The sequence below is a fragment of the Companilactobacillus formosensis genome, from assembly GCF_005405305.1.
GTDB lineage: Bacteria > Bacillota > Bacilli > Lactobacillales > Lactobacillaceae > Companilactobacillus > Companilactobacillus formosensis.
Window position 1 is genome coordinate 293610 of sequence record NZ_BJDU01000001.1, and the last position, 26489, is coordinate 320098.

Consider the following 26489-nt stretch of genomic DNA (forward strand, 5'->3'; position numbering starts at 1 on the left):
GAGGTTACCTTTTGATAGACGTTAATAAATTCGAAAGTATGCAAATTGGTTTAGCATCTCCGGATAAGATTCGTAGTTGGTCTTATGGGGAAGTTAAAAAACCAGAAACTATCAACTACCGTACTTTGAAACCAGAAAAAGATGGTCTATTCGATGAAAGAATTTTCGGACCAACTAAAGACTGGGAATGTGCCTGTGGTAAGTACAAACGTATCCGTTATAAGGGTATTGTTTGTGACCGCTGTGGTGTTGAAGTTACTCGTTCAAAAGTTCGTCGTGAACGTATGGCTCATATCGAACTAGCAGCCCCAGTATCACACATCTGGTACTTTAAGGGTATCCCATCACGTATGGGACTTGTTTTGGACATGAGTCCAAGAAACTTGGAAGAAGTTATCTACTTTGCATCATACGTAGTTATCGATCCAGGTGAAACAGATCTAGAAAAGAAACAACTATTAACTGAAACAGAATATCGTAAGAAACGTGAAGAATTTGGCGACAAGTTCGTTGCTAAGATGGGTGCTGAAGGTATCCGTGATTTACTTAGCCAAGTTGATATGGATGCTGAAGTTAAAGAATTACGTGATACATTGAAGTCCGCTCAAGGACAAAAACGTACACGTGCTATCAGACGTTTGGATATCTTAAGTGCTTTCCAAAAATCAGGTAACAAGCCTGAATGGATGGTAATGGAAGCAATTCCTGTTATCCCACCTGATTTACGTCCAATGGTTCAACTTGAAGGTGGCCGTTTTGCCACTTCTGATTTGAACGATTTGTACCGTCGTGTTATTAACCGTAACAATCGTTTGAAGAGATTGTTAGACTTGCACGCTCCAAGTATCATTGTTCAAAATGAAAAGAGAATGTTGCAAGAAGCTGTCGATGCTTTGATCGATAATGGTCGTCGTGGCCGTCCTGTTACAGGTCCTGGTAACCGTCCATTGAAGTCACTTTCACATATGCTTAAAGGTAAGCAAGGACGTTTCCGTCAAAACTTACTTGGTAAACGTGTTGACTACTCAGGACGTTCGGTTATCGATGTTGGTCCTACACTTAAGTTCTATCAATGTGGACTTCCACGTGAAATGGCTTTGGAATTGTTCAAACCATTCGTTATGCATGAACTTGTAAAAAGAGAAATTGCTTCTAACGTTAAAAATGCTAGAAGAAAGATCGACAGACAAGATGATGACATTTGGGATGTACTAGAAGACGTTATCAAAGAACGTCCAGTACTTCTTAACCGTGCCCCTACACTTCACAGACTTGGTATTCAAGCCTTTGAACCTGTATTGGTTGATGGTAAATCAATGCGTTTGCACCCACTAGCTTGTGAAGCTTACAATGCCGATTTTGATGGGGACCAGATGGCTATCCACGTTCCTCTATCAGACGAAGCCCAAGCTGAAGCTCGTATGTTGATGCTAGCTGCTCACCATATTCTTGCTCCTAAAGATGGTAAGCCTATCGTTACTCCTTCACAGGATGTTGTTTTAGGTAACTACTATCTAACAATTGAAACAAGACATATGACTGGTGAAGGTAAGATCTTCAAGGATGCCAATGAAGTACAAACAGCACTTCTAAATGGTGATGTTCACTATCACACAAGAATTGGTATCGCTGTAGACTCAATGCCTAACAAGCCATTCAAGGATGACCAAAGAGATAAGGTTATGATTACTTCTGTTGGTAAGGTAATCTTTAACGAAATTCTTCCTGAAGATTTCCCATACTTGAATGAACCAACTGATGATAATTTGATGCACGGTGTTCCTGATAAATACTTCCTTGGTAAAGGTGAAGATATTCATCAACGTCTTGACGAAATGGATCTAGTAGACCCATTGAAGAGTGGTTATCTATCAGATATTATCGCTCAAGTCTTCAAGATTTACCGTGTTCAAAGAACTTCATCACTACTTGATGATATGAAGGAATTAGGTTACACAATCTGTACACTTTCTGGTTTGACAGTTGGTGTTACTGATGTTCCTAACTTAACTCAAAAACCTGAAATCATCGAAAAAGCCCACAAACAAGTTGCTTCAATTTCTAAGCAATTCCGTCGTGGTCTTATCACTGACTCAGAACGTCACGATCGTGTTATCAGTGTTTGGAACGATACAAAGGATGAAATTCAACAATTGTTGATTGACTCATTTGATCCTACAAACCCTATTTCAATGATGTCTGACTCTGGTGCCCGTGGTAACATTTCAAACTTTACTCAGCTAGCTGGTATGCGTGGACTTATGGCTGCCCCTAACGGTGGTATGATGGAAATTCCTGTTATTTCTAACTTCCGTGAAGGACTAACAGTTATGGAAATGTTCATGTCAACCCACGGTGCTCGTAAAGGTATGACCGATACAGCCTTGAAGACAGCCAACTCAGGTTACTTAACACGTCGTCTAGTTGATGTTGCTCAAGATGTTATCGTTCGTGAAGAAGATTGTGGTACTGATCGTGGTCTTGTCGTAAGTGCAATCACTGAAGGTACTGATATGATCGAACCATTGTATGACAGACTTGTTGGTCGTTATACTCAAAAGACTGTCAAAGACCCTAAGACTGGTGATGTTATCGTTCCTCGTGGTGTCTTGATGGATGAAGATATCGCTCAAAAGGTTGTTGACGCAGGTGTTACACACGTTACAATTCGTTCAGCATTCACATGTGATACAAAACATGGTGTATGTAAGAAGTGTTACGGTAGAAACCTTGCTACTGGTGAAGAAGTTGAAATTGGTGAAGCTGTTGGTACTGTTGCCGCTCAATCAATCGGTGAACCTGGTACACAATTGACTATGAGAAACTTCCATACCGGTGGTGTTGCTGGTGGCGATGATATTACTCAAGGACTTCCTCGTGTTCAAGAAATTGTTGAAGCCAGAAATCCTAAAGGTCTTGCTGTTATTTCTGAAGTTGATGGTACTGTTACCGCAATTGATGAAAACCCAGCTGAACATACTAAGGAAATCACTGTTGAAGGTGATATCGATAAGAGATCTTACAGTGTACCTTACACATCAAGTGTTGCGGTTGCCGAAGGTGATCACGTTAAACGTGGTGGTAAGTTGACACAAGGTTCAATCGATCCTAAGGAATTGATCAAAGTTACAAACGTCCTACATACAGAAAACTATTTGCTTGCTGAAATTCAAAAAGTTTACCGTATGCAAGGTGTTGATATTTCTGATAAGCACTTTGAGGTTATGGTTAGACAAATGCTTAGAAAGATCCGTATTCTTGATCCTGGTGACACAGATGTATTGCCTGGTCAATTAATGGATATTTCACAATTTACTGATCATAACCGTGAGACATTGTTCAATGGTGGTGTTCCTGCTACTGGACGTCCTGTTCTTCTTGGTATTACGAAGGCATCTCTTGAAACTAACAGTTTCTTGTCAGCTGCTTCCTTCCAGGAAACAACAAGAGTTCTTACAGATGCTTCAATCAGAGGTAAGAATGATCCACTTCTTGGTCTTAAGGAAAATGTTATTATTGGTAAACTTATCCCTGCTGGTACTGGTATGGCTAAGTACAACCATATGGAACCTAAGAAAGTCGGTCCTATGGCAGACAATTCTTTAAACGGTGCCTATACAATTTCTGACATCGAAGCTCAAATGAAAGCTGAAGATGCAGCTAAAGAAGAAAAACATTAACAAATAAAAAGTCGATAGATTAATTTCTATCGGCTTTTTTTGTAAAATGTTGGTTAAATGACTTGTATTTATTTCATTATTATCCACTATAATAGTAGGTATAAATTACTGAAAATAATTTGGGGGTTAATATTTTGCAAAAACAAGAATTATCTTATAAAGACACCAAATTTACTGTTGATACTTATTGGATTGATCCACTAGTAGATTATGAAGAACAAGTTGATCGGCCAGTGGTCATTATTTGTCCTGGTGGTGGCTTTAAGTTCCATTCTGATCGTGAAGCTCAACCAATTGCTTTGAAATTTAATTCAATTGGTATTCATGCTGTAGTGTTGCGTTACCAATTAGTAGATGATGATCACAGCGTTTATCCTTTGTCATTACAAGAAATGGCGACAACGTTGAATTGGTTGAAGACACAAGCTGAACACCATATTGATTTGAAGAAAGTTATTTTGATAGGATTTTCAGCAGGTAGTCAAATTGTGGCTGACTTTAATTCCATCATGTTGGATCCAGAACAAAGAGAGAAGATTTTCAGTGAAGAATTAGAGGTAGAACCTGCAGTTAACGTTATGGGTTATCCGGTCGTAGATATGACACTAGGCTGGCCTAAGGAAGATAGTTGGGCAATGAAGATTTCTCCAGACATTTATTATTGGCAAGCTCAAGAACACTTAACGAAGCATGGTAAACCAACTTTTATTTGGCAAACTGTCACTGATGAAGTAGTTCCAGTAATGAATTCAATTATTTATGCACAAAAAATGGATATGTTAAAAATTCCATATGAAATGCATTTGTTTGGTTCAGGTAGTCATGGATTGTCATTGGCCACTTATGTAACGCAAAATCCTGGGGTAGAAAAGAATCTTAATGATTATGATGCTAAATGGTGGGAACTTTGTGTCAATTGGCTTAAGCTACAAAAGATTTTACCTAAGCATTAAATAAAAGAGCGGATAGATTATTCCTGTTGACCAAGTTAGGTAGGGGATGAATTTAAAAGCTCTTTTTTTGCGCCAAAAATAATGAACTAAGCAAAAGAAACAAGCTAGCAACAGTATGTATAAAAACGAATTTAAGTCAAAGAGTAATCCAATGATAGTTAAAACTTCGATATCCCCTAATCCTAGAGGATATTTTTTATGCAATAAAATTAAAGTTAGATAAATGACTAGAGCTTCTAACCAATGTATTTGGTTAAAACGTAGAAAAAAGCTTGGGATAGTCAACAAATAAAAAATAGGGTAGACGTAACCGAAGAAAAAGTCACTGAATCCCAAAATAATCAACATTAAGAAAAATGGCAGATAAGAAAAGTCACCAATATATAAGAAAAAACACAACAGTAAACCACCAGTAAATTCAAGGATTGGATTACTAAAATCAAGTTGATTTTTGCAAGAAATGCATTTACCATGAACTATGAAATAACCTATTATAGGTATAATTTCGAACCATCGTAGAATCCTACCACAGTAGTCACAGTGAGAACGCCGAGAAAGACTGATCTGTGGGTAATCATGTGCAATAACTTTTAGAAAGGAGATAATGCAAGCTCCTAGTATGAAAAATAATAAGTATAAAAAGTATATCAATTTAACCACCTCATTAAAGATTACGTTGAAATGTGGATAACTTTTTAGAAAGGTTGCATTGACATGGCATTTTTAAGATGGTATTCTAATAGACGTGCTTTTATTGGCAGCAATATTAGTTTGTTTATTAAATATAAAGCTCATAACGTACGCCACTCACGTGGTTTATTATTTTACTCAAATATGAACCACCTGGATGTGTGTACTTAAATAATTAGGAGGAACTTTGAATGCCTACAATTAATCAATTAGTTCGCAAAGGCCGTAAGTCACAAACTTCAAAGTCTGATGCACCTGCATTGAACTACGGCTACAATAGTATGAAGAAAGTTGCCACAAAGAACCCAGCTCCACAAAAACGTGGTGTTGCAACTCGTGTCGGAACAATGACACCTAAGAAACCTAACTCTGCCCTACGTAAGTATGCCCGTGTTAGATTATCAAACCTTATTGAAGTAACAGCATATATCCCAGGAATTGGCCACAACCTACAAGAGCACAGTGTTGTTCTAGTACGTGGCGGACGTGTAAAGGATCTACCTGGTGTTCGTTATCACGTTGTTCGTGGTGCCTTAGATACTGCCGGTGTTGATGGACGTATGCAAAGTCGTTCAAAATATGGTGCTAAGAAGCCTAAGAAATAACAATTAATTATTATAAAGAAATAATGTAATAACGGAGGAATTTAATATGCGTAAAGGTAGAGCTCCAAAACGTGATGTTTTGCCAGACCCAATGTACAACTCAAAGCTAGTAACTCGTTTGATCAACCATTTGATGTATGATGGTAAAAGAGGTACTGCTTCAACAATTTTATATCGTGCATTCGATATTATTAAGGATAAGACAGGTAACGAACCATTGGACGTGTTTGAAGAAGCAATGAACAATGTTATGCCTGTTCTTGAAGTTAAGGCTCGCCGTATCGGTGGTTCTAACTATCAAATTCCTATCGAAGTTCGTCCAGATCGTCGTACAACTCTTGGACTTCGTTGGATTACAAGCTATGCTCGTCTACGTGGTGAACACACAATGGACGAACGTCTAGCTAACGAAATTATGGATGCAGCTAACAATACTGGTGCTGCTGTTAAGAAACGTGAAGATACACATAAGATGGCCGATGCTAACCGTGCATTCGCTCACTATCGCTGGTAGGATCTAGTTTTAAAACTAGTTAATTTGAGAGGAGAAACAATTTTTCATGGCTAATAAACGTGAATTTCCACTAGAAGATACCCGTAATATTGGTATCATGGCCCACATCGATGCCGGTAAAACTACAACTACAGAACGTATCTTGTACTATACTGGTAAAATCCACAAAATTGGTGAAACACATGATGGTGCTTCACAAATGGACTGGATGGCTCAAGAACAAGAACGTGGTATTACTATCACATCAGCTGCTACAACTGCTGAATGGAAGAACAACCGTATCAATATCATTGATACTCCAGGACACGTTGACTTCACAATCGAAGTTGAACGTTCACTCCGTGTTCTAGATGGTGCTATTACAGTTCTTGATGCTCAATCAGGTGTTGAACCACAAACAGAAAATGTTTGGCGTCAAGCCTCAACATATGGTGTTCCTAGAATCGTCTTTGTTAACAAGATGGATAAAATCGGTGCTAACTTTGACTACTCTGTAGAAACATTGCATGAAAGACTAGATGCTAACGCACATGCTATTCAAATGCCTATCGGTGCCGAAGACAAATTCGAAGGTGTTATCGACTTGATCGAAATGAAAGCCGATCTATACGACGAAGATGAATTAGGTACAAAATGGGATACAGTTGATGTTCCAGAAGAATATCGTGCTGAAGCTGAAAAGAAACGTTCAGAATTGATCGAATCTGTTGCTGATGTTGATGATGATATCATGGACAAGTACCTTGAAGGTGAAGAAATCAGTAACGACGAAATCCGTACTGCTATTCGTAAAGCAACAATCAACTTGAAGTTCTTCCCAGTTCTTGCAGGTTCTGCCTTCAAGAATAAGGGTGTTCAAATGTTGATGGATGCCGTTGTTGACTACTTACCATCACCACTTGATGTACGTCCTTATAAAGCTACAGATCCTAAGGATGACTCAGAAGTTGAACTTATGGCTGACGATGCAAAACCATTTGCTGGTTTGGCATTTAAGATTGCTACTGACCCATTCGTTGGACGTCTAACATACATTCGTGTATATAGAGGTTCACTAGAATCAGGTTCATACGTTCTTAACTCTACAAAGAACAAGCGTGAACGTGTTGGTCGTTTGCTACAAATGCACTCTAACCACCGTAAGGAAATCCCTGAAGTATTCTCTGGTGATATCGCTGCTGTTATCGGTTTGAAGAACACTACAACTGGTGATTCTCTAACAGATACTGACCACCCATTGATCCTTGAATCATTGGATATTCCAGATCCAGTTATCCAAGTTTCTATCGAACCTAACTCAAAGGAAGATAGAGATAAGATGGATGTTGCTATCCAAAAACTATCTGAAGAAGATCCAACTTTCCAAGCTGAAACAAATCCTGAAACTGGTGAAACATTGATCGCCGGAATGGGTGAATTGCACTTGGATATCATGGTTGACCGTATGAAACGTGAATTTAACGTTGCATGTAAGGTTGGTGAACCTCAAGTTGCTTACCGTGAAACATTTACACAACAAACAAGTGCTCAAGGTAAGTTCGTTCGTCAATCTGGTGGTAAAGGTCAATATGGTGACGTTTGGGTTGAATTTACACCTAACGAAGAAGGTAAAGGCTTTGAATTCGAAGATGCTATCGTCGGTGGTGTTGTTCCTCGTGAATACATCCCTTCAGTAGAACAAGGATTGAAAGAATCAATGGAAAACGGTGTTCTTGCTGGATACCCATTGATCGATGTTAAGGCTAAGTTGTATGATGGTTCATACCACGAAGTCGATTCATCTGAAGCTGCCTTCAAGATTGCTGCTTCAATGGCTCTACGTAACGCTGCTAAGTCAGCTGGTGCTGTAATTCTTGAACCTATTATGAAGGTTGAAATTGTTACACCAGAAGATTACTTAGGTGATGTTATGGGACAAGTTACTGCTCGTCGTGGACGTGTTGAAGGTATGGAAGCACGTGGTAATGCGCAACTTATCAATGCTTTCGTTCCACTTGCAGAAATGTTTGGTTACGCTACAACACTTCGTTCAGCAACACAAGGTCGTGGTACATTTACAATGACAATGGACCACTACGAAAAGGTTCCTAAGTCAATTCAAGCTGAAATCATTAAGAAAAATGGTGGAAACCCTGAAGAATAATTACTAATTTAGTAAATTAAAAAACGTAATGACAATTGTCGTTACGTTTTTTTTTGTACAAAAAAATACTTCTCAATTAAGAGAAGTATCTATTAAATGACTTGTTTCTTCTATTATAAACTGATTTTAATAGCAACAAGGCAATGACAATGAAAACCAAAGTTTCGATGAGCGTTAATATATTATCAGCTGTGGTAACTTTTCCAGACATCAATTCTCCAGATACACTAAAGACTAGTGTGTCTAATAAGAAATGAATGATTACTGGTAAGTAAAATAGATCGGTATATAGGTAAATACCACACATCAACAACCCCATACCAAAAGCAAAAACTACTTGCTCGATGGTACTAGCTAGATTTTGTCCGGCGGATAGGTTGCCTAAATGCAATAAACCAAAACATAAACTACTGATAATAGCTGCCCAAAAGACGTGGTAAGAATTATTTTTGAAAGCTACTAATAAAATAGTCAAGAATGCATATCGGAAAAGTAATTCTTCGGCAATACCAGCTTCAAGTCCACTGAGAATGTATTGTGGTTTCAAATTGATTCCAGAAAAATTAAAATGAAAAAATGAAGTTAAAATATTGCCACTACCAAATGCGTTCCAAAGTACAAACCAAAGACTAAAAATTAAAACTAAACTGAGAACAATCCAATTAACATCGTTTGATAAACGTATTTTGGGGAAACCATAACCCCAGCGAGTCATTAAAACTATGATTAAAATCATAAAAGTAATTCCACCAAGAAAACTTGAATTAGTAATTAAAGAAACGAAAGGATTAAAATAAAGAATTGTTCCATAAGTAATCAAACTCAAAGTACTCATAGAAATAACTGCAAAACAGTAAATACTGATCAGTAGTTGTAGTAGTTTATTTTCAATTGCTCCAAAAAATACTCTGACGTAAGGAATGTAAATTACTAACATTGACACAAGCAACAAAGCAAGTGAAGAAGGTAAGTTCCAATTATATAGTCGCATGGAGACGTTAATTAAATAGTGATATGCTTCAGCAATCGTCACTGCCTGAAAGAAGAGTTGAAAGATATAATTCATTCGATCAATTATTTTTTGTGGGCTTGGTTTTAAATACAAAGCTAAGAGATTCAAAAATATAGGAACGAATAAATAAAGATTCTTAGTCACAGCACTATACCAGAAAAAGATTAGTGCATTAAGGATAACTTGGACTTTAAACAAAATAAAATAACTTTTGTCTTTATTATTTCGTGAAAACCTGTTATTATAACTAAATTCGAGATTATTATTCAATTTACACCTCCACTACTTCTTTAGAGTATAGTTGAAAAACATTTTTTTAGAAAGCGTCTTTCATTTGAAAAAATACTTGATTTTACCTTGAAAATGTGGAGTTCATCGTGTAATATTATAAGAGTGCTTATTTCAGATAGAAGTATGTACAAAAGTGATATTGAAATAATATCGACGGCTTAGAAGTGAGAGGTTGCGACACACCCGGCCGCTTTGCCACGGCAGGGCTGGCGGATATTTTCACGGAGCCGGTCATCTTGAAAGAGACAAAAAGGAGGTAACCCCATGGCAAGTCAAAAAATTCGCATTCGTTTGAAGGCTTATGAACATCGTATTCTAGATCAATCAGCTGACAAAATTGTGGAAACAGCAAAGAGAACTGGTGCACAAATTTCAGGCCCAATTCCATTGCCTACAGAACGTTCACTATATACAGTGCTAGCATCACCACATAAGCACAAGGATTCTAGAGAACAATTCGAAATGCGTACACATAAGAGACTTATCGACGTTGTTAACCCAACAAAGAAGACGGTTGATTCACTAATGAAGTTGGATCTACCATCTGGTGTTGACATTGAAATCAAATTATAATCAATTAATTAATCAAAAATAAATTATTGGAGGTGCAAACATGGCCAGAAAAGGTATTCTTGGTAAAAAAGTCGGAATGACTCAAATTTTCACTGACAACGGAGAACTTGTTCCCGTAACAGTTGTTGAAGCAACACCAAACGTTGTTATGCAACTTAAGACAGTTGAAAATGATGGTTATGAAGCCGTTCAACTAGGTTTTGAAGATAGACGTGAAGTTCTATCAAACAAACCAGCCAAAGGTCATGCAGAAAAGGCAAACACAACTCCTAAGCATTACATTCGCGAATTCCGCGATGTTGAAATGGGAGATTATGAATTAGGTGGCAACGTAACAGTTGATACATTTAATTCAGGTGATATTGTCGACGTTACAGGTACAACAAAGGGACACGGAATGCAAGGTAACATCAAGCGTTTTGGTCAAGCTCGTGGTCCAGAAACTCACGGTTCTAGATATCACCGTGTTGCTGGTTCAATGGGTGCCATCATTAACCGTGTATTCAAAGGAAAGATGCTTCCAGGTGTTATGGGTAACAACCGTGTTACTACACAAAACCTTGAAATCATCAAAGTTGATGCAGAACGTAACGCAATCATGATTAAGGGTAATGTTCCCGGTGCAAACAAATCATTAGTTAAAATCCAAACAGCTATTAAAGCTAATCAAAAATAGGAAGGAGGAAATGAGTTATGACAAAAATCACAGCTTACAAAGATAACGGTGCTGAGAACGGTGCTGTTGAAGTACAAGATGCAATCTTTGGTATCGAACCAAACGATAGTGTTGTTACAGATGCAGTAATCATGCAACGTGCATCAATGAGACAAGGTACTCATGATGTTAAGAACCGTTCCGAAGTACGTGGTGGTGGAAGAAAGCCATGGCGTCAAAAGGGTACAGGACGTGCTCGTCAAGGTTCAATTAGATCACCTCAATGGGTAGGTGGTGGTGTCGTATTCGGCCCAACACCAAGATCATATGCCTATCACCTTCCTAAGAAGGTTAGCCGTTTGGCATTGAAGTCTGTACTTTCACAAAAGGCTGCTGACAGTAACTTAATCGTTATTGACTCAATTTCATACGACAAGCCAAGTACAAAAGCTTTTGCACAATTACTAAATACAGTAGGTGCTGACAACAAGGCTCTTGTAGTTGTTGAAGATGGTAACGACAATGTTGCTTTATCAGCAAGAAACATTGATAAAGTTAAGGTTGTTGCACCAGAAGGTGTTAACGTTCTTGACGTTATTAACGCAAACAAGTTAGTTGTTACAAAAGCAGCACTTTCTAAAATTGAGGAGGTGCTTGGATAATGAACGCTAGAGACGTAATTATTCGCCCTGTTATTACTGAAAGCTCAATGGATGCTATGAACGACAAGAAATATACTTTCGATGTTGCTCTAGATGCTAACAAAGTTCTTGTTAGACAAGCCGTTGAAGAAATTTTCGGTGTTAAGGTTAAGCAAGTAAATATCATGAATGTTTCTGGTAAGAAGAAGCGCCAAGGTCGTTACGAAGGTTTTACTGCAAAACGTCGTAAGGCTATCGTTACTCTTACAGCAGATTCAGATGAAATTAAGATTTTTGACGAAGAATAAATAAGGAGGTCAAATAATGGCGATTATCAAGTATAAACCAACCACAAACGGTCGTCGTAATATGAATGGTTCTGACTTTTCTGAGATCACAAAGACAACTCCTGAAAAGACACTTCTAGAATCACAAAGCCATACAGCTGGTCGTAACTCATACGGTCATATTACAGTACGTCACCGTGGTGGTGGACACAAACAAAAATACCGTGTTATTGATTTCAAACGTAATAAAGACGGTGTTAAAGCTACAGTTAAGGCTATCGAATACGATCCTAACCGTACAGCTAATATTGCACTTATTCATTATTCAGATGGTGTTAAATCATACATCTTGGCTCCAAAGGGTCTAGAAGTAGGACAAGTTATTGAATCTGGTAAAGATGCAGATATCAAACCAGGTAACGCATTAACACTTGCTGATATTCCTGTTGGTACAACAGTTCACAACGTTGAATTGAAACCAGGCAAGGGTGGTCAACTAGGCCGTTCAGCTGGTACTTCAATCCAATTGCTAGGTAGAGATGGTAAGTATTCAATCCTACGTATGCCTTCTGGTGAAGTTCGTTTGATCCTTTCAACTTGCCGTGCAACTGTTGGTGCTATTGGTAATGAACAACATGAACTTATTAAGATTGGTAAAGCTGGACGTAAGCGTTGGTTAGGTATGAGACCTACAGTTCGTGGTTCAGTTATGAACCCTAACGATCACCCACACGGTGGTGGTGAAGGTAAAGCTCCTATCGGTCATCCATCACCAATGTCACCATGGGGTAAGAAGACCTTGGGTAAGAAGACTCGTTCATCACATGCCAAATCTGAAAAGCTTATCGTTCGTCATAGAAAAGGTAAGTAAACTATTCATTAGAATAATATAAGGAGGACATAAGATGAGTCGTAGTTTAAAAAAAGGACCATTTGCTGATGCACACCTTCTAAAGAAGATCGATGCTCAACAAGACTCTGATAAGAAATCAGTTATCAAAACATGGTCAAGACGTTCAACAATTTTTCCTAGTTTCGTAGGATACACAATCGCAGTTCATGATGGTCGTAAGCACGTTCCAGTTTATATCCAAGAAGATATGGTTGGTCACAAATTAGGTGAATTCGTACCTACACGTACTTTCCATGGTCATGCAACTGATGACAAGAAGACAGTTAAGAAATAAGAAGGGAGACTTAAATGATGGCAGAACAAGAAATTACATCTGCAACAGCTAGAGTTACTAACGTGCGTATCGCACCTCGTAAGGCTCGCCTTGTTATTGATCTAATCAGAGGCAAGAATGCTGCTGAGGCACTTGCAATTTTGCAATTCACACCTAGAGCAGGCTCTCCAATTATTGCTAAAGCTCTTAAGTCAGCAATTGCAAACGCAGAACATAACTTTGATTTAGATGCACAAAACCTATTCGTTAGCGAAGCATTCGTAGACGAAGGACCAACTCTAAAACGTTTCCGTCCTAGAGCTAAGGGTTCAGCATCACCAATTAACAAGAGAACAAGTCACATTACAGTTGTAGTAAGTGAAAAAGAATAGTATTGGAGGTAACTTGAGTGGGTCAAAAGATTAATCCAGTCGGATTCCGTGTCGGTGTTATCCGTGACTGGGATGCCAAATGGTATGCAAACAATAAAGACTTTTCAACATTTTTACATGAAGACCTAAGAATTCGTAAGTATATTGAAGACAAACTTTCAAATGCTTCCGTTTCAAGAATCGAAATCGAACGTACTGCTAAGAACGTTACAGTTTCAATTCATACTGCTAAACCAGGTATGGTTATCGGTAAGGGTGGTTCAGAAGTTGAAAAATTACGTAATGAACTAAACAATTTAACTAAGAGAAATATTCACATCAACATTATCGAAATCAAGAAACCTGATTTAGATGCAAAACTAGTTGGTGAAAGTATCGCTCGTCAACTTGAAGCTCGTATTGCTTTCAGACGTGCACAACGTCAAGCAGTTCAACGTTCAAGACGTGCCGGTGCTAAAGGTATCAAGGTACAAATTTCTGGTCGTTTAAACGGTGCTGATATGGCTCGTCGTGAATGGCATACAGAAGGAACAGTTCCTTTGCACACATTGCGTGCAGATATCGATTATGCTTGGGTTGAAGCTAAGACTCAATACGGTAATCTAGGTGTTAAGACTTGGATCTATCGTGGTGAAATTCTTCCAGCTAAGCCACAACATAACGATCAAAAAAATGAAGGGAAAGGAGAATAATCTATGCTAGTACCAAAACGTGTAAAACACCGTCGTGAATTCCGTGGTAAGATGCGCGGAGAAGCTAAAGGTGGAAAAACTGTTACATTTGGTGATTATGGTTTGAAGTCACTTGACTCAAGCTGGATCTCAAATAGACAAATTGAAGCAGCCCGTGTTGCTATGACTCGTTACATGAAGCGTGGTGGTAAGGTTTGGATTAAAATCTTCCCTCATAAATCATACACTGCTAAGGGTGTAGGTGTTCGTATGGGTAATGGTAAAGGTGCTCCAGCCGGATGGGTAGCTCCAGTTAAACGCGAAAAGGTTTTATTTGAAATCGGTGGCGTTTCTGAAGAAGTTGCTCGTGAAGCTTTAAGACTTGCATCACACAAACTACCCGTTAGAACTAAGTTTGTAAAACGTGAGGAAGTAGGTGGCGCTGATGAAGGCTAGTGAAATCAAAGAGCTAACTGCTGCTCAATTGCAAGACAAAGTTAAAGAATATAAAGAAGAACTATTCAACTTGCGTTTCCAACAAGCCACAGGTCAATTGGAAAACACAGCTCGTCTAAAGGCTGTAAGAAAGAACATTGCAAGACTAAGAACAGCTCAAAACCAAAAGAATAACGAAAAATAATAAACAGGAAGGGGATATCAAGTTGAGCGAAACACAAACTCGTAACCATCGTAAAGTATATCAAGGACGTGTCGTTTCAGATAAAATGGATAAGACAATCGTCGTTGTTGTTGAAACAAGAAAACAACATCCAGTTTATGGTAAGCGTGTAAGATATTCTAAAAAATACTACGTTCAAGACGATAACAACGAAGCTAAAGTTAACGATATTGTACGTATCATGGAAACTCGACCTTTGTCAAAGACAAAGCGCTTCCGTTTATTAGACATCGTTGAAAAAGCAGTTAAGATCTAGACTATAACGGATGAGAGGAGGGCCAAAACGTGATTCAACAAGAAAGTCGTCTAAAAGTTGCAGATAATTCTGGAGCTCGTGAAATTCTAACTATTAAAGTACTTGGTGGTTCAAACCGTAAGATTGCTAACATCGGTGATATTATCGTTGCTACTGTCAAACAAGCAACACCAGGTGGCGTTGTTAAAAAAGGTGATGTAGTTAAGGCAGTTATCGTAAGAACTGTTTCAGGTGCTCACCGTGCTGATGGTTCTTACATCAGATTTGACGAAAATGCTGCAGTTATTATTAATGCTGATAAAACACCTAGAGGAACTCGTATCTTTGGACCAGTTGCTCGTGAACTACGTGATAACGATTTTATGAAGATCGTATCTCTAGCACCAGAAGTGCTATAAAAAGAACAATTAAATTCAGGAGGTGCTGAATAGTGTTTGTAAAAACTGGAGACAATGTCAAAGTTATCGCTGGTGACGCTAAGGGTAAAACAGGAGTAGTTAAAAAAGCTATGCCTGCTGTAAACAAAGTTATCGTCGAAGGCGTAAACGTTGTAAAGAAACACTCTAAGCCAACTAACGCACAACCACAAGGTGGAATTGTTGACGTTGAAAGACCTATTAGCGCAACTAACGTTAAAGTTGTAAATAAGACAACTGATAAAGAAGATAAATAAGAAAGGAGAAAACTAAATGGCTAACGCATTAAAAGAACAATATGTTAGTGAAATCACACCATCAATGATGAAGAAGTTCAACTATTCATCAATCATGGAAACACCTAAGATCGAAAAGATTGTTTTGAACATGGGTGTTGGTGATGCTATTGCTAACTCAAAGAATCTTGACGAAGCTGTTGAAGAACTAAGCTTGATTGCTGGTCAAAAACCTTTGATCACAAAAGCTAAGAAATCAATCGCTGGTTTCAGACTTCGTGAAGGTATGTCAATCGGTGCTAAAGTTACTCTACGTGGCGACCGCATGTATGACTTCCTTGACAAATTAATCAATATTGCTTTACCACGTGTTCGTGACTTCCGTGGTGTATCAACACGTTCATTCGATGGTCGTGGTAACTATACACTAGGTATCAAAGAACAATTGGTTTTCCCAGAAATTGACTACGATAAGGTTAACAAGATTCGTGGATTGGACATCGTTATTGTTACAACAGCTAACACAGATGAAGAATCACGTGAACTATTAACTCAAATCGGTATGCCATTCAAAAAATAATAGGAGGTAAATTCATTGGCTAAGAAATCACAAATCGTACGTAATCATAGACCCGCAAAGTTCTCATCACAAGCTTATACACGTTGCGAACGCTGTGGACGTCCACATTCTGTATATCGTAAGTTCAAGCTTTGCCGACTTTGCCTTCGTCAATTGGCTCATGAAGGTCAAATCCCTGGTATGAAAAAAGCTAGCTGGTAAAATTTTTAATTTAAAAAGGAGGCAAATCAAATGGTCATGACAGATCCTATTGCAGATTACTTAACACGTATTCGTAATGCAAACATGGTTAAACATGAATCTCTAGAAATTCCTGCTTCAAACATCAAGAAGAGTATGACAGAGATTCTTAAGAATGAAGGATTTATCAAGGATTACGAAGTTGTTGAAGACAACAAACAAAACGTACTTCGTATTTTCTTGAAATATGGTAAAGATCAACAACGCGTTATCTCAGGCTTGAAACGTATCTCAAGACCAGGTCTACGTAGTTATGTTGATTCAGATAACGTGCCAAAGGTTCTTAACGGATTAGGTATCGCTATTCTTTCAACTTCAAAAGGTGTTATTACTGACAAAGAAGCCCGCGCTCAACACGTTGGTGGAGAAGTAATCGCTTATATTTGGTAATATACTTAAAAAGTAAGGAGGTGCACTAATTTGAGTCGTATCGGTTTAAAAGTAATTGAAATACCAGCAGGTGTTACAATTACTCAAAAAGATGAAAACATTACTGTTAAAGGCCCTAAGGGTGAATTAACAAGACATTTTGATCCAAAAATCAAGTTAACTCTTGATGAAAAAGAAGCTAAGTTCACACGTGAAAGCGAAAATGATAAAGCTCTTCATGGAACAATGCGTTCTAACTTAAACAACATGATTATTGGTGTTACAGAAGGTTATGAAAAGAAGCTTGAACTAAGAGGTGTTGGTTACCGTGCACAAGTTAAGAACAATCAACTAACACTTACTGTAGGTTATTCACATCCTGTTGTTATGGACACACCAGAAGGTATCAAAGTTGAATCACCTTCAAATACAGAAATTAACGTTTCAGGTATTAGTAAGCAAAAGGTCGGTCAATTTGCTGCTGAAATCCGCGATGTACGTTCTCCAGAACCTTATAAAGGTAAAGGTATTCGTTATGTTGGCGAATATGTACGTCGTAAAGAAGGTAAAACTGGTAAATAGTAAATAAATCCATGAGGTGAAAATTGTGATAACAAAACCAGACAAAAACAAAGCACGTCAAAGACGTCAAAGACGCATCCGTGCCAAAATCTCTGGTACTGCTGAGCGCCCACGCTTAAACGTATTCCGTTCGAATAAAAACATTTACGCTCAATTAATTGATGACGTAAAGGGTGTAACGCTAGCAAGTGCCTCAACTCTTGATAAAGAAGTTAAAGACGGTTCAAAAGTTGAACAAGCTCAAGCTGTTGGTGCATTAATTGCACAAAGAGCACAAGAAGCAAAAATCAGTGACGTAGTATTTGATCGTGGCGGTTACCTATACCATGGTCGTGTACAAAGTCTTGCTGAAGCAGCTCGTGAAAATGGGCTAAAATTCTAGAAGGAGGAAACCAAATTTATGACATATATCGATCCATCTCAATTAGAATTAGAAGATCGCGTTGTCTCAATCAACCGTGTTACTAAGGTTGTTAAAGGTGGACGCCGTCTACGTTTTGCTGCTATCGTAATCGTTGGTGACAAGAATGGTCACGTAGGTTTCGGTACTGGTAAAGCTCAAGAAGTTCCAGAAGCTATTCGTAAAGCTGTTGAAGATGCTAAGAAGAACCTAATCAGTGTTCCTATGGTTGGTTCAACAATTCCTCATGAAGTTATCGGTAACTTCGGTGCTGGTAAAATCTTGTTGAAACCTGCTGAAGAAGGTTCTGGTATTGCTGCTGGTGGTGCTGTTCGTGCCGTTATCGAATTATCAGGTGTTGGTGATGTTACAAGTAAGTCACTAGGTAGAAATACACCTATCAACGTAATTCGTGCAACAATCGATGGACTAAAACAACTTAAGACTGCCGAAAGCGTATCTGAAATGCGCGGTATCTCAGCCCAAGAATTGCTTAACTAGAAGAAAGGTGCGTAATGATGGCTAAACTTAAAATTACTCTAATTAGAAGTGCAGCTCACCGCCTTCCTGCTCAACGTACAATTGTTAAAGAACTAGGACTCGCAAGAGTTTCAAGTTCAGTTGTTAAGCCGGATGATCCTGCAATTCGTGGTGCTGTACGAAAAATCGCTCACTTAGTAAGCGTTGAAGAAGTTAAAGATTAATAAATTTACAAAAGATTAGGAGGTGCAATAATGGAACTAAACGAACTTAAGCCAAGTGCAGGCTCAAGACATGCTAGAAAGCGTCTAGGTCGTGGTACTTCAAGTGGTACAGGTAAAACTGCTGGTCGTGGTCAAAAAGGTCAATTAGCTAGATCAGGTGGTAAGACACGTGTAGGTTTTGAAGGTGGACAAATGCCATACTTCCGTCGTATGCCAAAACGTGGATTCAATAACATCAACCGTAAGGAATATGCTATTGTAAACCTAAGTGATTTAAGTAAGTTTAATGATGGTGCTGAAGTAAATGCTGAAACATTGAAGGCAGCCGGAATCATTAAAAAACAATATAATGGTGTTAAGTTGCTTGCTAACGGTGAGGTTAGTGCTAAATTAACTGTTAAAGTTGCTAAGAGTTCAGCCGCAGCTACTAAAGCAATTGAAGCCGCTGGTGGCACTGTAGAGGTGATCTAATGCTTAGAACTATCAGAGATGCTCTAAAGGTTAAAGAAATCCGTAAAAAGATTCTCTTTACCTTGATGTTACTTGTTATATATCGTTTGGGATCACAAATCACAGTGCCTGGCGTTAATGCTGCGGCAATGGATAAAGTTGGTTCTACAGGGTTAGTTCCACTATTGGATACTGTAACCGGTGGTGGTCTTTCAAACTACTCTATTTTCTCAATGGGTGTTTCACCATTCATCACGGCTCAAATCGTTGTTCAACTTTTACAAATGGATATCATTCCAAAATTTGTTGAGTGGAGCAAACAAGGTGAGGTAGGTCGTAGAAAGTTAAATCAAGTAACGAGATATTTGACGATTGTTTTAGGTTTTGTTCAGTCAATCGGTATTACTGCCGGTTTTAACCAATTAAGTGGGTTAGGGTTAGTTAAATCACCTAACATGAAAGCTTTCATTACAATTGGGATCATCTTAACTGGTGGTACAATGCTTCTTACTTGGATTGGTGAGCAGATTACCGATAAAGGTTTAGGTAATGGAGTTTCAGTAATTATCTTCGCTGGTATTATTGCTAGATTCCCTAATGGAGTTCAACAAATTTACCGTGATTATATTACTAATTCTAGCTCAGCAGATCTTGCTAAAAACATTGGATTCTTAGTTGGTCTTGTGATCATCATCTTGATTGTTGTACAGTTCGTTACTTATGTTCAACAAGCAAGTAGAAGAATTCCAATTCAATATACAAGACGTGCTGCAGGTAGTGGTAGTGAAAGTTTCCTACCATTGAAGGTTAACGTTGCTGGTGTTATTCCTGTTATCTTTGCTAGTTCATTTATTGTTACACCACAAACTATTTTGATGGCGTTCCAAGCAAATCACAGTGGAGATCAATGGTATCAAGTATTAACAGAAATATTCAGTATGCAGACTACAACAGGTTCGATAATTTATACATTGTTGATTGTATTATTTACATTCTTCTATGCATTTGTTCAAGTAAATCCTGAGAAGCTTGCAGAAAACCTACAAAAACAAGGGGCTTATATCCCTGGTGTTTGGCCTGGTAATGAAACAATTAAATTCATGTCAGGTGTATTAATGAGACTATCAACTGTCGGAGCTGCGTTCCTAGGTTTGGTTTCATTACTTCCATTACTAGCTGCTAACTTATTTAATTTACCTCAATCCATCGGATTAGGTGGTACGAGTTTATTGATTATTGTTGGTGTTGCTTTGGAAATGGATCGTCAATTACGTGGTCTTTTGATGAAGCGTGAATACGTTGGATTTATTAGATAATTGGAGATGTGACAATGAATATTGTATTGATGGGATTACCTGGTGCTGGTAAAGGTACTCAAGCTGAAAAGATTGTTGAAGATTTTAAAGTTGTTCATATTTCAACTGGTGACATGTTTAGAGCAGCCATGGCTAATAAGACAGAAATTGGCTTAAAGGCTAAAGGGTTCATCGACAAAGGTGAACTTGTTCCAGATGATGTTACCGAAGGTATCGTTCAAGAACGTTTATCTGAAGAAGATGTTCAAAAAGACGGATATATGTTAGATGGATTTCCGAGAACTCTTGAACAGGCTAACGCTTTACAGACAATTGCAAAGAATGTAAACAAACCAATAGATGCTGTCATCTATATTGATGTAAAGCCTGAAACATTAGTTGATCGCTTATCTGGAAGATATATTTGTTCTAATTGTGGAGCAACTTATCATAAAGTATACAATCCTACTAAGGTTGAAGGAACATGTGACGTTTGTGGCGGACATGATTTCTATCAACGTGAGGATGACAAACCAGAAACAGTTAAGAATAGATTGAAAGTTAATATTGAAATGAATACACCATTAATTGATTTTTATGACAAGCTAAACTTGTTGTACAAGATCAATGGTGAACAAGAAATAGATGAAGTTTATAACGAAGTTAAGAAAGTTTTACAAAACTTGTAAGACTTTTTGCTTTGAATGTTTACATGTACGGAAAATTATTGTATAATTCGCCAGTATATGCAGAATAATTTCATCCCGTATGGAGGTTAATATCTTTGGCAAAAGAAGATGTCATTGAAGTAGAAGGTACAATTTCAGAAACATTGCCTAATGCAATGTTTAAGGTAAAGCTTGAAAATGGAGCTACAGTTCTAGCCCATGTGTCAGGTAAAATCCGTATGCACTATATTAGAATTTTACCCGGTGACAAGGTTACCGTGGAATTATCCCCTTATGATTTAACCAAGGGAAGAATTACATATAGATATAGATAATAAGTTTTTTAATGGAATGGAGGTTCCACAATATGAAAGTAAGACCATCCGTTAAACCTATGTGCGAACACTGTAAAGTAATCAAGAGACGCGGTCGCGTCATGGTAATTTGCTCTGCAGATCCAAAGCACAAACAAAGACAAGGATAATTTAATAGGAGGTGCATTGATTAATGGCTCGTATAGCAGGTGTAGATTTACCTCGTGATAAGAGAATCGTTATTGCCCTAACATACATTTTTGGTATCGGTAATACAACAGCTCAAAAATTGCTTAAAGATGCCGGCGTATCAGAAGACATCCGTACTAGAGACTTAACTCCTGATCAAGAAGATAAGATTCGTGCAGAAGTTGATAAGGTACGTGTTGAAGGTGACTTACGTCGTGAAGTAAGCATGAATATCAAGAGACTACAAGAAATTGGCTCATATCGTGGTATGAGACATCGTCGTGGTTTGCCAGTAAGAGGACAAAACACAAAGAATAACGCAAGAACTCGTAAGGGTAAGAAGACTACCATTGCAGGTAAGAAGAAGTAATAATAAGATAGGAGGTTAATCATGGCACAAAATAAAGGTCGTAAACGCCGTACTAAAAAGCATATTGAATCTGGCGTGGCACACATCCACTCAACATTCAATAACACACTTGTTATGATCACTGATGTTAACGGTAATGCCGTTTCATGGTCATCAGCTGGTGCATTAGGATTCAAGGGTAGTCGTAAATCAACACCATTTGCTGCACAAATGGCTGGAGAAGCTGCTGCTAAGGAATCAATGGAACATGGTATGAAAACAGTTGAAGTAGCTGTTAAGGGACCAGGCTCTGGTCGTGAAGCTGCAATCCGTTCACTACAAGCTACTGGTTTGGAAATTACTGCTATTCGTGATGTTACACCAGTTCCTCACAATGGTTCTCGTCCTCCAAAGCGTCGTCGTGTATAGAATGGTTGTATACCCATATGAACTACGCTACACACATTTCGTTTTGAAAGGGGAACTAACCGAATGATCGAATTTGAAAAGCCAGCTATTACTTCTGTTGAAGAAAGCAGTAGTTATGGTAAATATATTATAGAACCGCTTGAAAGAGGTTATGGTACAACTTTAGGTAATTCATTACGTAGAGTATTGTTAGCATCACTTCCAGGTACAGCGGTATCTGATATTCAAATAGATGGTGTATTGCATGAATTCTCAGCTATTGATGGCGTAATTGAAGACGTTACACAAATCGTGCTTAACGTGAAGAAGTTAAAGCTTAAGTCTTATGCTGAAGACAGCTTAAAAGCTGAAGTTGACATTGTTGGCCCAGCTACTGTTACAGCTAAAGATATCAAGGCTGACGATGACTTGGAAATCCTCGATCCAGAACAATTTATTTGTACTGTTGCTGAGGGTGGACACTTCCACATGCAAATGACAATTAAAAATGGTCGTGGATATACTCCTGCAGAACAAAATAAGACGGACGAAACACCTATTGGTGTTCTTCCAGTTGACTCTATTTTTACACCTGTAGAAAAAGTTAACTATCAAGTTGAAAACACTCGTGTGGGTAAGAGAAACGACTTCGACAAATTAACAATCGATATCTGGACAAATGGTTCAATTGGACCACGCGAAGCTATTAGTTTGTCAGCCAAGATCCTTACAGAACATCTAAACAGTTTTGTAAATCTTACTGAAGAAGCTAAGAGTGCTGACATGATGATTGAAAAAGAGGAAACTCAAAAAGAGAAGAAACTTGAAATGACTATTGAAGAACTTGACTTGTCAGTTCGTTCATATAATTGTTTGAAGCGTGCCGGTATTAATACTGTGCAAGAGCTTACTGAAAAATCCGAAGCAGATATGATGCGTGTCCGTAATCTTGGACGCAAGTCACTTGTCGAGGTTAAAGAAAAGCTTGCTGATCTTGGATTGTCATTGAAGCAAGAAGACTAATACTATCAAATTCAAACAGGAGGTATAGACATGGGCTACCGTAAATTAGGACGTAACAGTTCACAAAGAAAAGCTATGTTACGCGATTTAACTACTGATTTAATCATTAATGAACACATTGTTACTACTGAAACACGTGCTAAAGAAATCAGTCGTACAACAGAAAAAATGATAACCTTAGGTAAACGCGGTGATTTGCACGCTCGTCGTCAAGCTGCTGCTTATGTTAGAAACGAAGTTGCTAACATTACAGAAGATGATGATGCAGTTATTGTACAATCAGCTCTTCAAAAACTTTTCAGTGATATTGCACCTCGTTACAAAGAACGTAATGGTGGATACACACGTATCTTGAAGACAACTCCACGTCGTGGAGATGCTGCACCAATGGTTGTTATTGAATTAGTTTAATAATAATTGTTTATTAATATTTAAAAAATCAGTCATTCTGATGAATTAGTGAGTGTTAAGATGATGGCCTTCGGGCTAAGTCTATCTCTGAGATCTCTTTAAAAGGGGACACTAATTTGTCGAATGATTTTTTTTTACATAAATTTTGGTATTATAAATGTATGTCACACGGTTAGGGAGATAACGCTGTGGAAAAAATCATATCAATAAAGAATTTAACGTATACTTACCCCGATTCAAAAGTACCGGCTATCAATGATTTGTCATTAGATATTTACAAGAATGAATGGCTCTCAATTGTGGGGAAAAATGGGAGTGGTAAGTCAACTTTGACCAAATTGATTGATGGCTTGATTGAAGCAGATTCCGGAACGATTGCTGTCGATGGGGAAATTATCAATGAAGAGAATATTTGGGATGCCAGAACTAAAATTGGAATCATATTCCAAAATCCTGATCATCAATTCGTTGGAGCAACGGTGGAAGATGATGTAGCCTTTGGACTTGAAAATCAAGGCATGCCTCGAGAACAAATGGTTAAAGAAATCGATCGAGCATTAGAGCTAGTTAAGATGTCAGATTTCAAAACACGTGATCCACAGTCATTATCTGGTGGTCAAAAGCAGCGTGTTGCCATTGCGGGAGTATTAGCGACTAAACCACAGATCGTCATTATGGATGAGTCTACTAGTATGTTGGATCCTGATGGTAGAAAAACAGTTCTTAACTTAGTTCAAAAATTACGTCGAGAGCAAGATTTGACGATTATTTCTATTACGCATGATATTGAAGAGACTGAATTGTCACAAAGAATCGTGGTTATCAACGATGGAAAAATTGTTCAAGAAGGGGCACCAGCATCTATTTATGATATTGGCCCTAATTTGACTAAATTTGGACTTGAGGAGCCATTTTCAAGTCAATTAGTACAAACACTAAGGGACAGTGTAAAGTTGCCTGAAGGTTATTTAAGCGAAGAGGAGTTGAAGGAACAACTATGGAAATTACATTCGAACATGTAACGCATTCTTATAACGTAAATAGTCCTACAGCAAATCTTGGTTTAGATGATGTTTCTATGACGATCAAGGACAAGAAATTTACAGCTATCGTTGGGCAAACTGGTAGTGGTAAATCGACTTTAGTTCGTCACATTAATGCTTTACTCAAACCAACGTCAGGTACAATTTTGGTTGGAGATCGTAAAATAACTTCAGAGACTAATAATAAAAATTTGAAGTCATTACGTAAAAATATTGGTATGGTTTTTCAGTTTCCCGAAAGTCAATTATTTGAAGATACAGTTCAAAAGGATATTATGTTTGGTCCGATGAATTTTGGAGCCAGTGCGGAAGCTGCTAAAGAGGCAGCTGAAAAGATGATCAAGTTAGTCGGACTCGATGAATCCTACTTGCAAAAGTCACCTTTTGATTTGTCTGGTGGTCAAATGCGTCGTGTGGCGATTGCTGGAGTTCTAGCTAGTGATCCTGAAACAATTATTTTGGATGAACCAACAGCTGGCTTGGATCCAGTAGGTCGTGCTGAAATTATGGACTTATTCAAGGATTTACAGTTAAAAGGTAAGACAATTATCCTGATTACGCATAATATGGATGACGTGGCTAATTTTGCCGATGAGATGGCAATTATCCACAGTGGAAAACTAATTGCAACTGGTTTGCCAGAAGATGTATTCAATCGAAAAGATTTATTAAAAGAGGACCTGTTGTCACTGCCTAAAAGCGCTGAATTTGCCAAAGAATTGAGCAGTCAAGGCTTTCACTTCGACAAATTGCCGATTACGATCGAAGCCTTAGGAACAGAAATTAAACAACAGTTAGGTGATTAAATGGATAAGATAATTTTGGGAAGGTATTTGCCTGGGGATTCGCTGTTGTACCATTTAGATCCTCGAGGTAAATTCTTATTAACGTTTTATTTTGTGGGGATAGTCTTTTTGGCTAACAACGTTGCATCTTATGCTTTTTTACTGGCATTTGTGGTTTTTGCTGTTTACTTGTCAAAAATCAATTTTGGCTTTTTTATTAAAGGATTAAAGCCAGTCTTTTGGTTGATTTTATTCACGGTCGCCTTGCAATTGCTGTTTACGCCTAGTAGTCATCCAATTTGGCATTGGGGTATATTTACGTTCTCTAAAGAGGGGTTAGTGATTGCCGGATACATTTTTATGCGGTTCGTGTTGATTATTTTTATTTCGACTTTATTGACGCTGACGACGACGCCTATTGAAATTTCCGATTCAATCGAGAGCATTCTTAAGCCATTGAAAAAAGTTAATTTTCCAGTGACCCAAGTAGCTTTAATGTTGTCGATTGCATTAAGATTCGTGCCGTTACTAGTTGATGAAACAACCAAGATCATGGATGCTCAGCGTGCTCGTGGGGTCGACTTTGGTGAAGGTGGATTGATCAAACGAATCAAGTCATTTGTACCGATTTTGATTCCATTGTTCGTCAGCAGCTTTTCAATTGCTTACGATTTGGCTATTGCCATGGAATCTCGTGGTTACAAGGATGGAGAAGGTCGAAGCAAGTATCGAGTTTTGAAATGGGAAAAGCGTGATACTTTGACGATTTTATTTATGCTAGGTTTGACGATTATTTTATTATTATTACGGAGTTATTAA

General features: G+C 38.1%; 39 protein-coding genes. 37 read left to right on the forward strand and 2 right to left on the reverse strand.

Annotated features, from left to right (window positions below; translation table 11 throughout):
* Positions 1 to 11 precede the first annotated feature (11 nt).
* Entirely contained in the window at positions 12 to 3680 is a 3669-nt protein-coding gene (gene rpoC, locus FFM65_RS01395) for a DNA-directed RNA polymerase subunit beta' (RefSeq protein WP_119317309.1), read from the forward strand.
* A gap of 134 nt (positions 3681 to 3814) precedes the next feature.
* Positions 3815 to 4633: an alpha/beta hydrolase gene (locus tag FFM65_RS01400; protein WP_119317310.1), complete on the forward strand. Its 819-nt coding sequence runs from the start codon at positions 3815 to 3817 to the stop codon at positions 4631 to 4633.
* On the opposite strand, the gene FFM65_RS12430 is transcribed toward FFM65_RS01400, so the two are convergent.
* Positions 4619 to 5293, reverse strand: coding sequence for a prepilin peptidase (locus tag FFM65_RS12430; RefSeq protein WP_371851263.1), 675 nt, complete (start codon positions 5291 to 5293; stop codon positions 4619 to 4621). The genes FFM65_RS01400 and FFM65_RS12430 overlap by 15 nt on opposite strands.
* A gap of 221 nt (positions 5294 to 5514) precedes the next feature.
* Here FFM65_RS12430 and rpsL point away from each other — a divergent pair, with 221 nt between their 5' ends.
* Genes rpsL through fusA form a run of 3 tightly spaced genes read left to right on the forward strand, consistent with a single transcriptional unit; the run spans position 5515 to position 8585 of the window.
* Positions 5515 to 5928, forward strand: a complete 414-nt coding sequence (gene rpsL, locus FFM65_RS01410) for a 30S ribosomal protein S12 (RefSeq protein WP_010018509.1) — start codon at positions 5515 to 5517, stop codon at positions 5926 to 5928.
* Between the two features lie 46 nt (positions 5929 to 5974).
* A complete protein-coding gene (rpsG, locus tag FFM65_RS01415) occupies positions 5975 to 6442 on the forward strand; it encodes a 30S ribosomal protein S7 (protein WP_010018510.1) in 468 nt (155 codons plus the stop codon).
* 46 nt (positions 6443 to 6488) lie between these two features.
* The gene (gene fusA / locus FFM65_RS01420; RefSeq protein ID WP_119317312.1) at positions 6489 to 8585 is read left to right on the forward strand and encodes an elongation factor G; all 2097 of its coding nucleotides are present in this window, start codon (positions 6489 to 6491) and stop codon (positions 8583 to 8585) included.
* Positions 8586 to 8661: 76 nt separating this feature from the next.
* Here the strand turns inward: fusA and FFM65_RS01425 are convergent, their stop codons facing one another.
* Positions 8662 to 9651 carry a CPBP family intramembrane glutamic endopeptidase gene (locus FFM65_RS01425; RefSeq protein WP_137610090.1) on the reverse strand — a complete coding sequence of 330 codons (990 nt, stop codon included), beginning with the start codon at positions 9649 to 9651 and terminating at the stop codon, positions 8662 to 8664.
* A gap of 501 nt (positions 9652 to 10152) precedes the next feature.
* Here FFM65_RS01425 and rpsJ point away from each other — a divergent pair.
* From rpsJ to FFM65_RS01585, 32 genes are all read left to right on the forward strand, one after another.
* Positions 10153 to 10461 (forward strand): 30S ribosomal protein S10, encoded by a 309-nt coding sequence (gene rpsJ, locus FFM65_RS01430; RefSeq protein WP_010018513.1) that lies wholly within the window; start codon positions 10153 to 10155, stop codon positions 10459 to 10461.
* A gap of 40 nt (positions 10462 to 10501) precedes the next feature.
* Positions 10502 to 11137 carry a 50S ribosomal protein L3 gene (gene rplC / locus FFM65_RS01435; protein WP_010018514.1) on the forward strand — a complete coding sequence of 212 codons (636 nt, stop codon included), beginning with the start codon at positions 10502 to 10504 and terminating at the stop codon, positions 11135 to 11137.
* 17 nt (positions 11138 to 11154) lie between these two features.
* Complete coding sequence (rplD, locus tag FFM65_RS01440; RefSeq protein WP_010018515.1) at positions 11155 to 11778, forward strand: 50S ribosomal protein L4; 624 nt, start codon at positions 11155 to 11157, stop codon at positions 11776 to 11778.
* Complete coding sequence (rplW, locus tag FFM65_RS01445) at positions 11778 to 12065, forward strand: 50S ribosomal protein L23 (protein ID WP_119317314.1); 288 nt, start codon at positions 11778 to 11780, stop codon at positions 12063 to 12065. Before rplD ends, rplW begins: the two co-directional genes overlap by 1 nt.
* A gap of 16 nt (positions 12066 to 12081) precedes the next feature.
* A complete protein-coding gene (rplB, locus tag FFM65_RS01450) occupies positions 12082 to 12915 on the forward strand; it encodes a 50S ribosomal protein L2 (RefSeq protein ID WP_010018517.1) in 834 nt (277 codons plus the stop codon).
* A 34-nt stretch (positions 12916 to 12949) separates the two neighbouring features.
* A complete protein-coding gene (gene rpsS / locus FFM65_RS01455) occupies positions 12950 to 13231 on the forward strand; it encodes a 30S ribosomal protein S19 (RefSeq protein WP_010018519.1) in 282 nt (93 codons plus the stop codon).
* 17 nt (positions 13232 to 13248) lie between these two features.
* A complete protein-coding gene (gene rplV / locus FFM65_RS01460; protein ID WP_010018520.1) occupies positions 13249 to 13602 on the forward strand; it encodes a 50S ribosomal protein L22 in 354 nt (117 codons plus the stop codon).
* A 17-nt stretch (positions 13603 to 13619) separates the two neighbouring features.
* Positions 13620 to 14294, forward strand: coding sequence for a 30S ribosomal protein S3 (gene rpsC, locus FFM65_RS01465; protein ID WP_059073682.1), 675 nt, complete (start codon positions 13620 to 13622; stop codon positions 14292 to 14294).
* A 3-nt stretch (positions 14295 to 14297) separates the two neighbouring features.
* Positions 14298 to 14729: a 50S ribosomal protein L16 gene (rplP, locus tag FFM65_RS01470; protein ID WP_119317315.1), complete on the forward strand. Its 432-nt coding sequence runs from the start codon at positions 14298 to 14300 to the stop codon at positions 14727 to 14729.
* The gene (gene rpmC / locus FFM65_RS01475; protein WP_010018524.1) at positions 14719 to 14913 is read left to right on the forward strand and encodes a 50S ribosomal protein L29; all 195 of its coding nucleotides are present in this window, start codon (positions 14719 to 14721) and stop codon (positions 14911 to 14913) included. The genes rplP and rpmC overlap by 11 nt, the downstream gene beginning before the upstream one ends.
* Before the next feature lie 22 nt (positions 14914 to 14935).
* The gene (gene rpsQ, locus FFM65_RS01480; RefSeq protein ID WP_010018525.1) at positions 14936 to 15208 is read left to right on the forward strand and encodes a 30S ribosomal protein S17; all 273 of its coding nucleotides are present in this window, start codon (positions 14936 to 14938) and stop codon (positions 15206 to 15208) included.
* Positions 15209 to 15237: 29 nt separating this feature from the next.
* Positions 15238 to 15606 (forward strand): 50S ribosomal protein L14, encoded by a 369-nt coding sequence (gene rplN / locus FFM65_RS01485; protein WP_010018526.1) that lies wholly within the window; start codon positions 15238 to 15240, stop codon positions 15604 to 15606.
* A gap of 32 nt (positions 15607 to 15638) precedes the next feature.
* Positions 15639 to 15881 (forward strand): 50S ribosomal protein L24, encoded by a 243-nt coding sequence (rplX, locus tag FFM65_RS01490; RefSeq protein WP_010018527.1) that lies wholly within the window; start codon positions 15639 to 15641, stop codon positions 15879 to 15881.
* Between the two features lie 16 nt (positions 15882 to 15897).
* Positions 15898 to 16440, forward strand: coding sequence for a 50S ribosomal protein L5 (rplE, locus tag FFM65_RS01495; RefSeq protein WP_119317316.1), 543 nt, complete (start codon positions 15898 to 15900; stop codon positions 16438 to 16440).
* A gap of 15 nt (positions 16441 to 16455) precedes the next feature.
* Complete coding sequence (locus FFM65_RS01500; RefSeq protein ID WP_010018530.1) at positions 16456 to 16641, forward strand: type Z 30S ribosomal protein S14; 186 nt, start codon at positions 16456 to 16458, stop codon at positions 16639 to 16641.
* 30 nt (positions 16642 to 16671) lie between these two features.
* Positions 16672 to 17070 (forward strand): 30S ribosomal protein S8, encoded by a 399-nt coding sequence (rpsH, locus tag FFM65_RS01505; protein WP_010018531.1) that lies wholly within the window; start codon positions 16672 to 16674, stop codon positions 17068 to 17070.
* A gap of 30 nt (positions 17071 to 17100) precedes the next feature.
* Positions 17101 to 17631, forward strand: a complete 531-nt coding sequence (gene rplF / locus FFM65_RS01510; RefSeq protein WP_119317317.1) for a 50S ribosomal protein L6 — start codon at positions 17101 to 17103, stop codon at positions 17629 to 17631.
* Positions 17632 to 17647: 16 nt separating this feature from the next.
* Positions 17648 to 18013 carry a 50S ribosomal protein L18 gene (gene rplR, locus FFM65_RS01515; protein WP_029606445.1) on the forward strand — a complete coding sequence of 122 codons (366 nt, stop codon included), beginning with the start codon at positions 17648 to 17650 and terminating at the stop codon, positions 18011 to 18013.
* An 18-nt stretch (positions 18014 to 18031) separates the two neighbouring features.
* Entirely contained in the window at positions 18032 to 18532 is a 501-nt protein-coding gene (gene rpsE, locus FFM65_RS01520) for a 30S ribosomal protein S5 (protein WP_119317318.1), read from the forward strand.
* Between the two features lie 17 nt (positions 18533 to 18549).
* The gene (gene rpmD, locus FFM65_RS01525; protein ID WP_010018537.1) at positions 18550 to 18735 is read left to right on the forward strand and encodes a 50S ribosomal protein L30; all 186 of its coding nucleotides are present in this window, start codon (positions 18550 to 18552) and stop codon (positions 18733 to 18735) included.
* A 30-nt stretch (positions 18736 to 18765) separates the two neighbouring features.
* Entirely contained in the window at positions 18766 to 19206 is a 441-nt protein-coding gene (rplO, locus tag FFM65_RS01530) for a 50S ribosomal protein L15 (RefSeq protein ID WP_010018539.1), read from the forward strand.
* Complete coding sequence (gene secY, locus FFM65_RS01535) at positions 19206 to 20501, forward strand: preprotein translocase subunit SecY (RefSeq protein WP_119317319.1); 1296 nt, start codon at positions 19206 to 19208, stop codon at positions 20499 to 20501. Before rplO ends, secY begins: the two co-directional genes overlap by 1 nt.
* A 14-nt stretch (positions 20502 to 20515) precedes the next feature.
* Positions 20516 to 21169, forward strand: a complete 654-nt coding sequence (locus FFM65_RS01540) for an adenylate kinase (RefSeq protein ID WP_057814562.1) — start codon at positions 20516 to 20518, stop codon at positions 21167 to 21169.
* Positions 21170 to 21264: 95 nt separating this feature from the next.
* Complete coding sequence (gene infA / locus FFM65_RS01545; protein WP_010018544.1) at positions 21265 to 21483, forward strand: translation initiation factor IF-1; 219 nt, start codon at positions 21265 to 21267, stop codon at positions 21481 to 21483.
* 32 nt (positions 21484 to 21515) lie between these two features.
* Positions 21516 to 21632 (forward strand): 50S ribosomal protein L36, encoded by a 117-nt coding sequence (gene rpmJ, locus FFM65_RS01550; protein WP_010018546.1) that lies wholly within the window; start codon positions 21516 to 21518, stop codon positions 21630 to 21632.
* A 23-nt stretch (positions 21633 to 21655) separates the two neighbouring features.
* Positions 21656 to 22021: a 30S ribosomal protein S13 gene (gene rpsM / locus FFM65_RS01555; RefSeq protein ID WP_119317320.1), complete on the forward strand. Its 366-nt coding sequence runs from the start codon at positions 21656 to 21658 to the stop codon at positions 22019 to 22021.
* Between the two features lie 21 nt (positions 22022 to 22042).
* On the forward strand, positions 22043 to 22429 hold the full coding sequence (gene rpsK, locus FFM65_RS01560; protein WP_057814566.1) for a 30S ribosomal protein S11: 387 nt from the start codon (positions 22043 to 22045) through the stop codon (positions 22427 to 22429).
* 63 nt (positions 22430 to 22492) lie between these two features.
* Positions 22493 to 23431, forward strand: a complete 939-nt coding sequence (locus tag FFM65_RS01565) for a DNA-directed RNA polymerase subunit alpha (protein WP_010018550.1) — start codon at positions 22493 to 22495, stop codon at positions 23429 to 23431.
* 30 nt (positions 23432 to 23461) lie between these two features.
* Positions 23462 to 23842 (forward strand): 50S ribosomal protein L17, encoded by a 381-nt coding sequence (gene rplQ / locus FFM65_RS01570; protein WP_010018551.1) that lies wholly within the window; start codon positions 23462 to 23464, stop codon positions 23840 to 23842.
* A gap of 188 nt (positions 23843 to 24030) precedes the next feature.
* Positions 24031 to 24864, forward strand: a complete 834-nt coding sequence (locus FFM65_RS01575; protein ID WP_119317321.1) for an energy-coupling factor ABC transporter ATP-binding protein — start codon at positions 24031 to 24033, stop codon at positions 24862 to 24864.
* Positions 24840 to 25691, forward strand: coding sequence for an energy-coupling factor transporter ATPase (locus tag FFM65_RS01580; protein ID WP_119317322.1), 852 nt, complete (start codon positions 24840 to 24842; stop codon positions 25689 to 25691). Before FFM65_RS01575 ends, FFM65_RS01580 begins: the two co-directional genes overlap by 25 nt.
* On the forward strand, positions 25692 to 26489 hold the full coding sequence (locus FFM65_RS01585; protein ID WP_119317323.1) for an energy-coupling factor transporter transmembrane component T family protein: 798 nt from the start codon (positions 25692 to 25694) through the stop codon (positions 26487 to 26489). It begins immediately after the preceding gene.